10 protein-coding genes are annotated in these 14,527 nt (G+C 43.6%); 6 read left to right on the top strand and 4 right to left on the bottom strand.

Going from position 1 to position 14,527, the window contains the following annotated elements; genetic code table 11:
* Positions 1-7: 7 nt before the first annotated feature.
* The 3 genes from ACFS6H_RS08665 to ACFS6H_RS08655 form a co-directional block, all read right to left on the bottom strand.
* A complete protein-coding gene (locus ACFS6H_RS08665; RefSeq protein ID WP_386097341.1) occupies positions 8-922 on the bottom strand; it encodes a COX15/CtaA family protein in 915 nt (304 codons plus the stop codon).
* 155 nt (positions 923-1,077) lie between these two features.
* Positions 1,078-1,680, bottom strand: coding sequence for a ribonuclease HII (locus tag ACFS6H_RS08660; protein WP_386097339.1), 603 nt, complete (start codon positions 1,678-1,680; stop codon positions 1,078-1,080).
* A gap of 114 nt (positions 1,681-1,794) precedes the next feature.
* Complete coding sequence (locus tag ACFS6H_RS08655; RefSeq protein WP_386097337.1) at positions 1,795-2,766, bottom strand: M23 family metallopeptidase; 972 nt, start codon at positions 2,764-2,766, stop codon at positions 1,795-1,797.
* 340 nt (positions 2,767-3,106) lie between these two features.
* Between ACFS6H_RS08655 and alaS the strand changes: the two genes are divergently transcribed.
* A complete protein-coding gene (gene alaS / locus ACFS6H_RS08650) occupies positions 3,107-5,722 on the top strand; it encodes an alanine--tRNA ligase (protein ID WP_386097335.1) in 2,616 nt (871 codons plus the stop codon).
* Positions 5,723-5,737: 15 nt separating this feature from the next.
* On the opposite strand, the gene ACFS6H_RS08645 is transcribed toward alaS, so the two are convergent.
* Positions 5,738-5,869 carry a hypothetical protein gene (locus tag ACFS6H_RS08645; RefSeq protein ID WP_386097333.1) on the bottom strand — a complete coding sequence of 44 codons (132 nt, stop codon included), beginning with the start codon at positions 5,867-5,869 and terminating at the stop codon, positions 5,738-5,740.
* 291 nt (positions 5,870-6,160) lie between these two features.
* Between ACFS6H_RS08645 and ACFS6H_RS08640 the strand changes: the two genes are divergently transcribed.
* The 5 genes from ACFS6H_RS08640 to ACFS6H_RS08620 all read left to right on the top strand — a co-directional run bounded on the left by ACFS6H_RS08640 (position 6,161) and on the right by ACFS6H_RS08620 (position 14,509).
* The gene (locus tag ACFS6H_RS08640; protein WP_386097331.1) at positions 6,161-7,834 is read left to right on the top strand and encodes a C45 family autoproteolytic acyltransferase/hydolase; all 1,674 of its coding nucleotides are present in this window, start codon (positions 6,161-6,163) and stop codon (positions 7,832-7,834) included.
* 3 nt (positions 7,835-7,837) lie between these two features.
* The gene (gene acpS / locus ACFS6H_RS08635; RefSeq protein ID WP_386097329.1) at positions 7,838-8,212 is read left to right on the top strand and encodes a holo-ACP synthase; all 375 of its coding nucleotides are present in this window, start codon (positions 7,838-7,840) and stop codon (positions 8,210-8,212) included.
* 229 nt (positions 8,213-8,441) lie between these two features.
* Positions 8,442-9,551 carry a magnesium/cobalt transporter CorA gene (corA, locus tag ACFS6H_RS08630; RefSeq protein WP_386097327.1) on the top strand — a complete coding sequence of 370 codons (1,110 nt, stop codon included), beginning with the start codon at positions 8,442-8,444 and terminating at the stop codon, positions 9,549-9,551.
* A 140-nt stretch (positions 9,552-9,691) separates the two neighbouring features.
* Positions 9,692-10,429, top strand: coding sequence for a 2-phosphosulfolactate phosphatase (locus ACFS6H_RS08625; protein ID WP_386097325.1), 738 nt, complete (start codon positions 9,692-9,694; stop codon positions 10,427-10,429).
* Positions 10,430-10,735: 306 nt separating this feature from the next.
* Positions 10,736-14,509 (top strand): SNF2-related protein, encoded by a 3,774-nt coding sequence (locus ACFS6H_RS08620; RefSeq protein WP_386097323.1) that lies wholly within the window; start codon positions 10,736-10,738, stop codon positions 14,507-14,509.
* The last annotated feature ends 18 nt before the right edge of the window (positions 14,510-14,527 follow it).

The following is a 14,527-nucleotide window of genomic DNA, read 5'->3' as shown; positions in this document are numbered from 1 at the left end:
AAAGTAATCATTTCATTTGCAAACGAAAAGAGAAAAGCGTAACAGATAATAAACAAGCTGTTAATAAATGCACCGGCTGCATAATGGCCGGCATATTAAAAAAGTAAAGGGATAACCCCGCACCTAAAGCGATCAATACAAAAGCGGCGGTCAGGTTGCCATGCAAACGCAGGGAAGTATAAGGCCTGCTGCGCCAGAAAAGGAACAGGCACACTGCCAGTACCAGCCAGGAGGTGCTACGATGTAACAGGAACATATTATCCAGCCCGCTTAACCACAGTTCTCTTTGCTGGTAACCCAGGGGTTTGGATATTTCGTCTATCTGTTCACGTACATCCGTGCCCAACACTACCTGTAACAATACCAGCACTAATGCCACCACCGTGAGGTGTTTTAAGTAAGCTGGTACGTTTTCTTTACGTTTATTCAGTAAAGCCAGTATGATTAAAGGGATTGCGGCAATCACAATAGCTACCAGCATATGCGTGGTCACTTTTACAACGGCCAGGTTATGGGCCACCACCATTTTACCCAGCCAGGCCTGGAAGCCGGTGGTGAGCACCAGCAGCAGCGACCACCAGAAAATACTTCTTTGGGTTTTAAAATATAAGCGGAAGCTCCAGATCATGTGGGCAAAAACCAGGATGCCCAGCACAGCGCCTGTTAAACGGTTAATATATTCTATCCAGGTATGGTAAGCGTTAAAACTATGATCAATATCCTGCGTGCTTAAATATTTTTCAAAGTCGGCAGGTAACTGGCTGGCATCGGTAGGAGGCACCCAGCGTCCGAAACATTTGGGCCAGTCCGGGCAGCCCATACCACTCTGGGTCATGCGTACAACGCCACCGGCAAGTATCACCACAAAAATCCAAACCAGCACAAAACGGGTATAACGTATATAGGCCTTATTTTTATTCATAGCGGGGCAAAGGTAACAACGCAAGGGTGGTTACACGGTTATGATGATCAAATAATTTTCTGTTTCAGCTACACACTAGTTCCGGTCAGTAAAGTGTCTTATAAGTTGCAAAGTACGGTAATGAAGGAATAAGAAAGGATGATTGTTATCATCCGTTATTCGCTGAAAATGGTTAATTGCTGCGGTAAAATATTAAAACTTTTGCGGTGGTATTTGCAAATACCGTTTTGTTCAATGGCTGTACGGTGGTTCAGGGTGCCATAACCTTTATTATTGATCCAGTCGTACATGGGATATTCCTCGTGGATGGTCTTCATATAATCATCCCTGTAGGTTTTGGCCAGGATACTGGCCGCGGCAATGCTGGCAAAACGCCCGTCCCCCTTCACCATACATTCGTGGGGCGTTTTTTTATAGGGAACAAAGCGGTTACCGTCTATCAGTAACATTTCCGGAACAATACGCAGCTGGTCAATAGCCAGGTGCATGGCCTTAAAAGAGGCTTTTAATATATTAATGGTATCAATTTCCTCATTATCAATACTGGCAACAGCATAGGCCAGCGCTTCCTGCTCAATAATACTCCTGAGCTGGTACCGGTTTTGCTCATTCACCTGCTTGGAATCGTTCAGCAGGGGATGGCTGAAGTCTTTAGGCAGAATAACGGCTGCCGCAAATACAGGACCTGCATAACAACCCCGCCCGGCCTCATCGCAGCCTGCTTCGATTAATTGTTGTTGATAACAGCTCAGTAACATGACGCAAAGGAAAGAATTAATAATTAAGATTTAATAATTAATAATGGGGTTTACACAAACACAACCGCTTGTAAAATGCTTAAAATCTTAGATCTAAGATCTCAGATCTGAGATCTAATCAAAGCTTTGGTTACTGGCCGCAGCCTGTTTCAGCAGGCGGTCAAACTGCTCCGGTGAAATATCGTTGTAGAAGAAATAAACAGGGTCAATTTTGTTGCCGTTCTTATGTACTTCGTAATGGCAGTGAGGGCCGGTACTTTTGCCGGTACTGCCTACCCAGCCTATCACTTCCCCGCGTTTTACATTCTGGCCCACTTTACCCTTTACCTTCACCATATGCCCGTACAGGGTCTGGTAACCATAACCATGATTAATAATTACGTGGTTGCCATAACCATCACCGGCATTGCCGGCAAGGGTAATGCGGCCATCGGCCGTAGCGTAAATGGGCGTTCCCTGGGGGGCGGCAAAGTCAAGACCGGCGTGCATTTTAACGGTTTTATACACCGGGTCAATACGGTAGCCAAAGCCGGATGCAATGCGGGAAAGGTCCTGGTTGCTTACCGGCTGTATGGCGGGGGTATGGGCTAAAAGCTGTTCTTTATTCTTGATCAGGCTGTCAATTTCCTTGTACGACTCCATCTGCACATTCACCCTGCTCTTAATATTTTTAATGGAATAGTAAATAGAGGATAACAGCTGGTTATCGGTCATACCCGATACGGTTTTTATTTCCTCCTCCATTTCAATTTCCTTGGCCCGGGCACTGTCGGGTATGGGGTTGGCTTCAAAAATGGAGCGGTACACATTATTATCCCTTTTTTCCAGTTCTTTGATCTGTTTTTCCAGGTTTTTCAGCTCATCGTTCAGGTCCTGGTAATTCTCCTTCAGGCTGCTGTTCTGCATCCGCAGCAGTTTTTCATTGGGCGAGCCCACGAACTGGAAGGCAAAATAGGAGATCAGGAAGGCGGTAACCAGGGCAGTTGCTATAAAACCGAATATGCGCAACAACTTCACACGAAGCGGCATCTCGAGTTTTTCGTATCGGAGTGTATTGGTATTGTAAAAATATTTTATCTTCTTCATGAACCCGTTTTGTCGGTTTACACCAACTTATACCGCTTAATTAAATCACAATTGAAACAATTACCTTTGCGCCACGTTTACTAACGGCATAAAAGTAATTACTGTTATGTTAAGCCTGCATTTTGTTTTCCCGGCTGTACGGCCCTGATGGGGCTTTACTTGCGACGCTCCGTTCAACTGCACCAATACTATTGGGCAACTAAAAAACGGCATCATCGTAATGGTAAAAGTACAGGGTAAAACAAAATCGCCATCCTTATCCAATGATGGCCGGCACAACAGCTAACAAATATAGGCCGTTCGTAAGCAAAAATCAACCCAAAAATTAAGAAGCATTATCATGATGACCAGTGCAGACATAAGGAAGCAGTTTTTAGACTTTTTTGCCGGGAAAGGCCACCAGATCGTACCATCGGCCCCTATTGTGGTGAAAAACGACCCCACCCTCATGTTCACCAATGCCGGTATGAACCAGTTTAAGGATTTTTTCCTGGGCAACGCCAAACCTGCGCACAGCCGGGTGGCCGATACCCAGAAATGTCTCCGTGTAAGCGGTAAACACAACGACCTGGAGGAAGTAGGGGTGGATACCTATCACCATACCATGTTTGAAATGCTGGGTAACTGGAGTTTTGGCGATTATTTTAAAGCCGAAGCCATTGCCTGGAGCTGGGAGTTGCTGACCGATGTATACAAAATAGAAAAGGACCGCCTGTATGTGACCGTGTTTGAAGGTGACGCCGCCGAAGGCCTGCCGATGGACCAGGAAGCATTTGATGAGTGGAAAAAATACATAGCCGAAGACCGGATCCTGCTGGGAAATAAAAAGGATAACTTCTGGGAAATGGGCGATACGGGCCCCTGCGGCCCCTGTTCCGAAATACATGTGGATTGCCGTACCGAAGCGGAACGTGCTGCTGTGGATGGCAAAACCCTGGTGAACAACGACCACCCCCAGGTAATTGAAATATGGAACAATGTATTCATGCAGTTCAACCGGTTAAAAAACGGGTCACTGGAATTGTTACCCGCCAAACACGTAGATACCGGGATGGGCTTTGAGCGCCTGGTAAGGGTGCTGCAGCAAAAACAAAGTAACTACGATACCGATGTATTTACCGGCACTATTGCTGCCGTGGAAAATATTACCGGTAAAAAATATGATTACAGCGATAGCAAGGAAGCCATTGCCTTCCGGGTACTGGCCGATCATATCCGGGCTATCAGCTTTACGGTTGCTGACGGACAATTACCTGCCAGTACCGGCGCGGGTTATGTGATCCGCCGTATTTTACGCCGGGCTGTAAGGTATTACTATACTTACCTGAACTACCAGCAACCGCTGTTACACCAGCTGGTGCCGGTATTGGCCAAACAATTTGAGCAGGTATTTCCCGAGTTGCAGCAGCAACTGGATTTTGTGGCCCGTGTTATTCGTGAAGAGGAAGAATCTTTCCTGCGTACGCTGGAAAAAGGGTTGAAACGTATTGACGATATCATCAAAAACCTGTCGTCCAATATGATCGACGGCAATGATGTATTTGAACTATACGATACTTATGGTTTCCCGGTTGACCTTACCCGTTTAATTGCCCAGGAACAAAACCTGCTGGTAGATGAAAAAGGATTTAATGAAGCACTGGAAGCACAGAAAACCCGTTCGCGCCAGGCTACTGCCATTGATACGGACGACTGGGTTGAACTATTACCCGATACCAAACCGGTATTTGTAGGCTATCATGACCTGTTGGTAAACACGCAGGTGGTAAAATACCGTAAAGTAAAAGCCAAAGGTAAAGAACAGTACCAGGTAGTACTGGCTGTTACTCCTTTCTATGCCGAAAGCGGCGGACAGTTAGGTGATACCGGTACCCTTGGTTTTGGTGAGGAAGTGATTGCGGTAGTGGATACCAAAAAGGAAAATGACCTGATCATACATTTCACTGATAAACTGCCTGGTGATATCGGGGTGGAAGTAGTGGCTGCCGTAGACTGGAATAACCGTTTAAATACCACTTATAACCATACGGCCACTCACTTACTGCATGCCGCATTAAGGGAGGTATTGGGTACACATGTTACCCAAAAAGGTTCGATGGTGAGTGCGAAAGAACTGCGTTTCGACTTCTCTCATTTTTCCAAAATAAGCGAGGAGGAACTACGCACCATCAATTTGCTGGTGAACGAAAAAATAAGGGCCAATATACCGGTGGTGATCAAAGAAATGCCAAAGGATGAAGCCCTGCAACTGGGAGCCATGGCCCTGTTTGGCGAAAAATACGGCGATACGGTAAGGGTGGTTATTATTGATCCCGCTTACTCTGTAGAGTTGTGCGGTGGTACACACGTGTCCAATACCGGCATGATCGGCATGTTCAATATTGTGAACGAAACTGCTGTAGCTGCAGGCGTAAGAAGAATTGAAGCTTTAACCGGCGCAGCCGCCATTCAATACATTGGTGAACGTATCAGCCAGTTTAAATACATAGGCGAATTACTGAAAGCAAAAGATCCATTGAAAAGTATTGAAAAGCTGATTGAGGATAAACTGGCCCTGGAAAAGAAAATTGAGCGCCTGGAAGCCCGCCAGCTGGTACAACTGCGTAATGAACTATTACAAAAAGATGAGATCGTTAACGGGATCACTTTCATTGGCGATATTGTGGAGGTAAGCAGTGCGGATGCCTTAAAAAAACTGAGCCACGATTTCAAAAATAACCTGAACGATTACGTGATCGTACTATGCGCCAATATTGACGGGAAGGCTTCGGTAGCAGTATCCATTGCCGATACGGTTGCCGCAGCACGTGACCTGGATGCCGGTAAGATCATTAAACAACATATTGCGCCCCTGATAAAAGGCGGCGGCGGGGGCCAAAAAACACTGGCTACTGCCGGTGGCCAGGACATCAGCAGCCTGGATGCGGTGATAAAGGCGGTAAAAGCTATTTTGTAAACCTGCCCGGAGTAATTAAAGTCCGTATTTCTTTCGTTCCTGTTCCAGGCGAAGACGGGCTTTTTTTGATTCCCGGATGGTATTCAGGGTAATGAAGGCGGCACCTACAAGGGTAATAAAGAGGATGATTAATGCTGTAATTGCCATAAGTGTTAGTTCTTAGGTTTATGCAAATTTGTGTAAAAAACTGATTGTTTTAGTCAATTTTGGGATGAAAATACCCTAGGGATTTATACTTACCACTTTGTGGTATGGGGTGGGAGATAGATATTTATTTTGTGGTATGTATAAACGAGTTAGTTTTAATATTTTGATAATTATATTAAAAAAAACTATCTGACGTTTTATCGTAAAACCACGAAAACAAAAAACGGTACCTATTTAATACTTTTTTTAATGTGTTAATTTTGCCGGTCAAAAATTTGAATTAGTATCAGTATGCAAAAGGTTAAAAGGCCATACCGGTTTTGGAGAAGATTGTTAAGAGTGCTGGGTGTACTGGTTACCCTCCTGTTGCTGTTTTTCCTTTACCTGGTTTGGGTAAGTAATATAAAGCCGCCTAAGGTAGATGATAAGTCAGCTTTAAGTTTACAAAGAAACCAACCTGAGCCCGGCCTGTATACAATTGGTAATAACTGGTTACGGAAAAGTAATTCCGGTTTATATGAAATGTATGTATCCGGTGATGCTTTTGAAAGAGGGGTGATCAATGGCAAACTATCGGCGGAGCTGATACAAACCCAGGAAGATTATTTTACCGAGCAGATCGATAAAATGGTGCCCTCCAAAAACTACCAGTATTTTTTAAAGTATGTGATCGGCTGGTTTAACCGTAACCTGGTTAACCATGTAACACCCGAATATAAACAGGAGATCTATGGCGTATCGCAATCCGCATCAGATAACTACGGGTATATCGGCACAAAGTATCAGCGTATACTTAACTATCATTCAGCTCACGATATAGGGCATGCTTTGCAAAACCTTATGCTGGTGGGTTGTACCTCCTTTGGCACCTGGGGTACGGCTTCGCAGGACAGCAGCCTGATCATTGGCCGGAATTTTGATTTTTATGTGGGCGACAATTTTGCCAAAAATAAAATTGTCTTATTCGCCAATCCTAAGGCAGGCTATAAGTTTATGAGCGTTACCTGGGGAGGTTTTATCGGGGTGGTATCGGGTATGAATGAAAAGGGATTGACCGTTACCATTAATGCGGCCAAAAGTAATATACCTACGGGTTCGGCCACACCCGTATCGCTGGTGGCAAGGGAAATATTACAGTATGCTAAAAATATCAATGAAGCCATAGCCATCGCCAAAAGCAGGAAGATGTTTGTATCCGAATCATTTTTGGTAGGCAGTGCAGAAGATAACAAAGCAGTTATTATTGAAAAAACACCCAAGGCCCTGGATATTTATGATCCCAACCGCAACAGTATTTTATGTACCAACCATTTTCAGAGTAATAACCTCGGTACTACAAAGATCAATAAAGAGTCACTGGCAGAAAGTGCTTCACCTTACCGTTACCAGCGTTTAACACAGTTATTACAGAACAATGGTCCCAACACGGTGCAAAAAACCATTGATATTTTACGTGATACACGGGGGCTTGACGGCAATGATATTGGCCTGGGTAATGAAAAAGCGGTTAACCAGCTCATTGCTCATCATGCGGTGGTTTTTCAACCCAAACAGCTCCGGGTATGGGTATCTACCGCGCCATGGCAACTGGGACAATTTGTTTGTTACGACCTGAATAAAATATTCAGCTTACAGGGTTTGCAGCACAATACCGAGATTATTGACAGTGCTTATACCATAGCAGCTGATACTTTATTGCAAACACCGGCTTTCAATAATTTCCGCTTGTTCTACAATATGAAACACCGGTATATGGATGGTGGCACTATCTCCCCCGATAGTATGGTGGCCGCTAATCCGCAATCCTATCTTGCTTACATGCTGGCCGGGGATTATTTATACAAACAAAAAAACTATCAGCAGGCATTGCCTTATTACCGCCAGGCATTAACCAAAGAAATAGCCACCGTGGCTGAGAAAAAACATATTGAGGAACGTATTGCAACAATCACCACTAAACAATAACAAATGGCTATTAAAGGTGTTGGTATTGACCTGGTGGAGATTGAACGCATAGCCACCAGCCTGCAAAAAGATAATGGTTTTCGTGAACTGGTTTTTGCGCCGGAGGAAATCAGTTATTGCGAAAGCAAGACCCAAAAATATGAGCACTATGCGGCCCGCTTTGCCGCCAAGGAAGCCTTTTTAAAAGCACTGGGCACAGGCTGGGTTTCCGGCACGGCATTTAATGAAATAATAGTACAAAATACCTCCACCGGTAAGCCTCAGCTGGTTTTCACCGGCACTACGGCCCAAACCATTGCGGTGCTGGCATATAACCATATCAGTTTATCGCTTACCCATACCAGAACAACAGCCGGTGCGGTGGTGGTTATTGAATAGTTATTCCCTTTACTTACAACAAACAGGATATACCGCCGGGAGGGTATAGCCTGTATACAATACTTGCCATTACTTTGTTATACCAGACAGTAACGGTTTTAGCCAACCATAGTTATGGCACCAGAGACGGGTAGCCCCTGCGTATATCAAAGGGGCTATTTTTATGCAGTGCCGCAGCCCTTCGTATTTTTTTAATACCTTGTTGTTTTATTAGCAAATACGTTATTGTATGAGTGTAAATCTGCGCCCCGATAAATACCTGAAATATTTATACCTGCCTAATATTATCGGCACACAGCGTACAAAAGAAATTTTGTCCGTAAACCCAACAGTATTACCGGTAAGGGAGGAAGCACAGGAAGTAGTGATTACGGCTTATGAATACGATGCCACTACCATTAACGAAAAAGTTTTTGATGATATAAAAGAAACTTTCCCGTATAAAAATACGGATAAGATCAGCTGGATAAATATAGATGGCCTGCGAAAAAACGATGTGGAAGCTATTTGCCAGCATTTTAATATACACCCTTTATTGGTGGAAGATATTTTAAGTGTTGGGCAAAGACCTAAAACGGATGAAGTGGAAGGCGTGATGTTTTGCCTGCTGAACATGTTATACTACAATGCTACCAAACAAACGGTAGAACAGGAGCAGATCAGTATTGTACTGGGACAAAATTTTGTGATCAGTTTCCAGGAAGATGCCAGCCGTGACGTGTTCAATCCTTTAAGGGATAAGCTGAAAATGCCTACCAGTAAGGCCCGTGGCCGGACAGCTGATTATTTGTGTTATGTGTTGCTGGATTTGATCGTAGACAATTACTTCCTGGTGATGGAAAAAATAGGCGAGCGTATAGAAGACCTGGAGGAAGAAGTGATCCGCAACAGCAATAAACGATCGCTGGCAAAAGTAAACCAGCTGCGTAAAGAGCTCATTGTACTTAAACGTAATATTGTTCCGGTACGTGACCTTTTAAGCGGTATTATCCGCAGCGAGAATGAACTGCTGGAAGACCGTACCACCAAATACTTCAAAGACGTGTACGATCATATTGTACAGGCCATCGATCTCACGGAGAACTACCGTGATATGATGATGAGTTTACAGGACCTCTACATCAACAACGTAAACCTGAAGATGAATGAAGTAATGAAAGTAATGGCCATTGTAACCTGTTTACTGGCGCCTGCCACGGTGATCGGGGGCATATTCGGGATGAACTTTGAAAATGTGCCGCTCTTAAGCAATCACTGGGGGTTCTGGTTTGCCATGGGCGCTATGTTACTGATACCCATCTGGATGATCGGCGCTTTTAAAAAACGCGGATGGTTCTGAAAGATCTTAGATCATCAGATCTGAGATCTAAGATTTTATTACCAGATTATCTCATTGTCTAATTGGCTCTTATACTATTTTACCCGAAAACAAAAAAAATAATGTTGTTGGGCAAATTATTAATTTGCGCCTTCTAAATTATGAGTAACAAACCTTCGCTTCATACTTCACTTAGTCCGGCATTATTACATTTATACGACCTGAGTAACAGTGTAGTAGTTATTATAGATGTTTTCAGGGCTACTTCTACCATCGCCTCTGCTTTATTCAATGGTGCTAAAAGTGTTATTCCTGTTGATTCGGTACCCAAGGCCATCGAGATCAGCAAACAAATTGATGGTATTGCAGCGGGTGAACGTGATGGTAAACTGGCAGAGGGATTGTCTTATGGCAACTCACCGCTGGAGTATGACCGTGGTTTTATTGAAAATAAGATACTGGTGTTAACAACTACCAATGGCACCAGGTTATTACATATGGCCCTTGATAAAAATGCAGATACCGTGGTTACCGGCTCTTTCCCCAACCTGTCTGCAGTATGTAATTTTTTAGTGGCGGAGAAAAAGAACGTGATACTGGGTTGTTCCGGCTGGAAAGACCGTTTTAATTTAGAAGACACTTTATTTGCCGGCGCAGTGATACACCAGGTAAAAAAACATTTTGAAATACATTGCGACAGTTCTTTAATGGCAGAAGCCATGTACGCAAAACATAAAAACAACCTGCTGGGTTTTGCTTCAAAAATGACACACTACCATCGCCTGGTAGAACGTTTTGGCTTAATTGATGATATTGCTTTTTGCTTAACGCCGGATGTGGCAAATGTGTTACCCTATTATAAAGACGGGAAATTGATCATTGGCGGGCAAAATCTATAAAGATACGGCTTTTATGCGGCATTATGCCGTGGAAAAAACTATTTATAAATTCTTCGCTTTTTACAAGGAATTACGCTTTACATTCTTTTATTTTTGCCGATTGCCCTTTGCCGGCTATGGCAGGTGCAATGTTATGACGGATAGGACAGCTCCTCTGTGTGCCTGTCTTTCCTCGCCCATTAAACCGGACAGGAAAAGCGGAACAGAGAACGCTTTGGTTAAACTATTAACCGGGTGGTGCGGGCAGGATGTATAACATTGTGTTTACCGGCTGAACCGCAGGGCTGTTAATTTGTTTTTATTATTATGGCGTTACCACACCTTGTAAAGTACATATACACGCATGGAAGCGATGAAGTGATTCGCAGAGGCAAGAAGATTCATGCAACGGGTTTTGTTGAACTGATCGAATACGACGACCTTTTTGGCTCGGCTGTATTACGGGTAAAAGACGATACCTATGCCACTTTTTATAAAGTGTACCTGCAACGAATAAAAGATGCAGACTCCTTATCGGTACGTTGTACCTGTCCCTATAACTTAGGCGATATATGCCGGCATGAAAGTGCGGCCCTTTTCTATATCCAGGACCTGATGGATAAAGGCCAGTTACGTACAGAAGATACCCGTTATGACCAGCGCCATACCGTAGCAAAAATTAAAACACTCGATCATAAAACCCTGCGTTTATTATCCTCGCATGATATTGTGGCCGAGGCCGATGATTTTTTATCGAAAAATAAAAAAGACGTTAAGATAAACTTTGCCGAGAATGAAACGGTAAAGGCCGATGTTACTTTACACGGTAAAGTATACGAAGTTATTTTACGTAAAAACGAAGAACGCAGTTTTGATACCAGTTGTGATTATGACGATCCCAATCATTTACTGTGTTTACCCAAAGTGATCGTTTTTTTACACCTCTTGCAGGAACATGGCCCGCTTTACTTTGATTCGATCCGCAACTGGGATAATGTAAAAAATAAATTACTCGAAGCTTATGGTTACTCTTTAAGCGATGACCTTGCCGGTAAATTTGAATTTGTATTTAAAGAAGGAAAACCTTTCTTAAGGGTACTGGATCCTTCTATTAAAAGAGTAGTGGCCCCTGCACTGCAACCCCGTCCTGTATTACTGCCCATTAAGCAAAAGGAGGAAGAAACGGAAGAAGTGATCACCGAAGAAAAAAAGGAGCAGAATAAACGCTTCGGCCTGGTGATCAACCTGAATAAAACAACCTATCCTTATTTTACACTCGATATTGTAACGGGTGATATGAATGAAGCAAAGGATGGTTTTGTCGGCAATATTGAAAAAGTGGATATCAGCCGTTTTGTGGATACACAACAGTACACCGAGGAAGATGCACTGTTGTTAACCGCTGTAAGAAAATTACAGGATGCGGAACTGAATAAATATGTAAGCCGCAATTCCCCTTTCTCCGGCATCTGGGAAAATATCATTCATGCCGAAGATGAAGAACTGCCGGATGAAACAAAATCGCTGATGGCAGAATACCTGCTGCCGAAGCTGAAAAAAATATGCTCGGACAATGCAGGCAGTAATTTTTTATATCTCTTGCCCAAAGGCAAAACATTTAAGACTGCCTCCCTGGAAAGCCTGGAGATAGAAGGCCAGCCTGTTAACCCGGTTTTTTATGTAAAACAGGAAGGGGACGATTACCTGGTGGAAGGTAAGGCTGCTGTGGGGCATATGGAGTTTGAATTGCAGGACAATGAAGCACCCGGCCCTTTATTCTTTTTATACAACAACCGGTTATCATTATGGAACGATAAGGATACCCTGCACCTGGTAGAACAATTTTTACCAGGCGGTGTAAAAAAGTTTAACAAAGAAGAATGGCCCGCTGCCCTGAGCAATTTTGTATTACCGCTTACCAGGGAATATAAGGTAAACTTTGACCAGGGACTGATACAGGAAGTTAAAGACGGCGAGCCGGAAGTAAAACTGTTTTTAATTGAAAAAGGTGATTACCTCATCTTTCAACCCTCTTTCTCTTATAAAGGGTATGCTACCAAGGCCAAAGACCGTGATGCAGTGATTGTACCGCAGAACGATAAAGTGATCGTGGTTCACCGTAACCGCGACCTGGAACGGGTACACGTGGACAAACTGCAAAACCTGCACTCGAATTTTATTTACAACGAGGATAATGGTTCACTGGCATTAAAAGGCACCGATGTTTTAAAAAATAACTGGTTCTTTTTATTTGTAGATGCGATGAAGGACCTGAAAACACCGGTGTTTGGTTTTGAGGCTTTAAAAAACTTCAGGTTTAATACGGCAAAACCCCAGACCAAAATATTTATCAGCAGCAATACCGATTGGTTCGATGCGAAAGTGGATATTGTTTTTGGCGACCAGAAAGTATCGGTGGCTGATGTAAAAAAAGCCCTGGCCAATAAACAGCAATTTGTACAACTGAATGATGGTACTCTGGGTATACTACCCGAAGAATGGTTAAAAAAATATGCTTTGCTGTTCCGTGTGGGTGAAGGCAATACCAATAACCTGAAACTGTCGCGTTACCATTTAAGCGTAGTAGATGAGTTATACGAAAACCGTGATGAAGAGGAGCTGAGTATACAACTGGAGGGTAAATATGAAAACCTGCGGGAGTTTAATAAAATTGAGGAAGTACCACCATCAGATACCTTAATGCCTATTTTAAGGCCTTACCAGGTATCGGGCTTCCAATGGCTTAACTACCTGAAAGAAATAAAATGGGGTGGTATTTTAGCGGACGATATGGGTTTGGGTAAAACCTTACAGGCTTTATCCTTCATGGAATATTTTCACCGTATACAGGATGGAAAACTGCAGGCGCTGGTGGTTTGTCCTACCACGCTGATCTATAACTGGGAGAACGAGATCAAAAAATTCACGCCGCATTTAACCTATTGTATCCACCATGGTGCTTTACGTACACGCAACCGGGAGGAGTTGCTGAGTAAAAATATTATCATTACTACTTACGGCACTTTACGCAGCGATATTAAACTACTGGTAAGCATTGACCTGGATTATGTGGTGCTTGATGAAAGCCAGGCCATTAAAAACCCGGCCAGTAAAGTAACCAAGGCCGCCAGTTTATTAAATGCCAAACACCGTTTGTGTATGAGTGGTACACCGCTGCAGAACAATACCTTTGATGTGTTTGCGCAGATGAACTTCCTGAACCCCGGTATGCTGGGTACCATGGAGTTTTTCCGCCAGGAATTTGCCATACCCATTGATAAGTTTGGGGAGGCCGACAGGAAAGAACATTTAAGAAAAATACTATACCCTTTTATCTTGCGCCGTACCAAGGAACAGGTGGCAAAGGACCTTCCGGAAAAACAGGAGATGATCCTTTGGTGTGAGATGGAGGATGAGCAAAGAAATATTTACGATGCCTACCGTAACGACTTCCGAAATAAAATTTTAGGCACTATTGAAACCCAGGGTATCCAGAAATCACAGCTGACCATCTTACAGGGTTTAATGAAACTGCGCCAGATATGTGACTCACCGGCTATCCTCAACGAGGAGGAGAAGTTTGAGAACCACTCCATTAAACTGGATGAACTGGCCCGTGAAATAACGGAAAATATCGGTGATCACAAGGCCCTGGTATTCTCACAATTCCTGGGTATGCTTGGACTGATAAGAAAGAAACTGGAAGAGTTGGGTATCAAATACGAATACTTTGACGGCAGTACTTCAGCGCCTGACAGGGAAAAAGCCATCCAGAGCTTCCAGAAGGATGATGAAGTGCGGGTATTCCTGATATCTTTAAAAGCAGGTGGTGTGGGTTTAAACCTTACAGCAGCGGATTACGTGTACATTGTTGACCCCTGGTGGAACCCGGCAGTGGAGCAGCAGGCTATTGACCGTACGCACCGTATCGGGCAAACGAAGAATATTTTTGCCTACCGTATGATCTGTAAAGATACCATTGAAGATAAAATTGTACAGCTGCAGGAAAAGAAACGTGCGCTGGCCAAGGATATTATTTCCGATGATACAGGCTTTGTAAAATCGCTTACACGCGAGGATGTGGAGTACCTGTTCAGTTAATGATAAAATCCCCTTTAC

The sequence above is a fragment of the Terrimonas rubra genome, from assembly GCF_042686025.1.
GTDB lineage: Bacteria > Bacteroidota > Bacteroidia > Chitinophagales > Chitinophagaceae > Terrimonas > Terrimonas rubra.
This window is presented reverse-complemented; position numbering and strand designations above follow the sequence as displayed.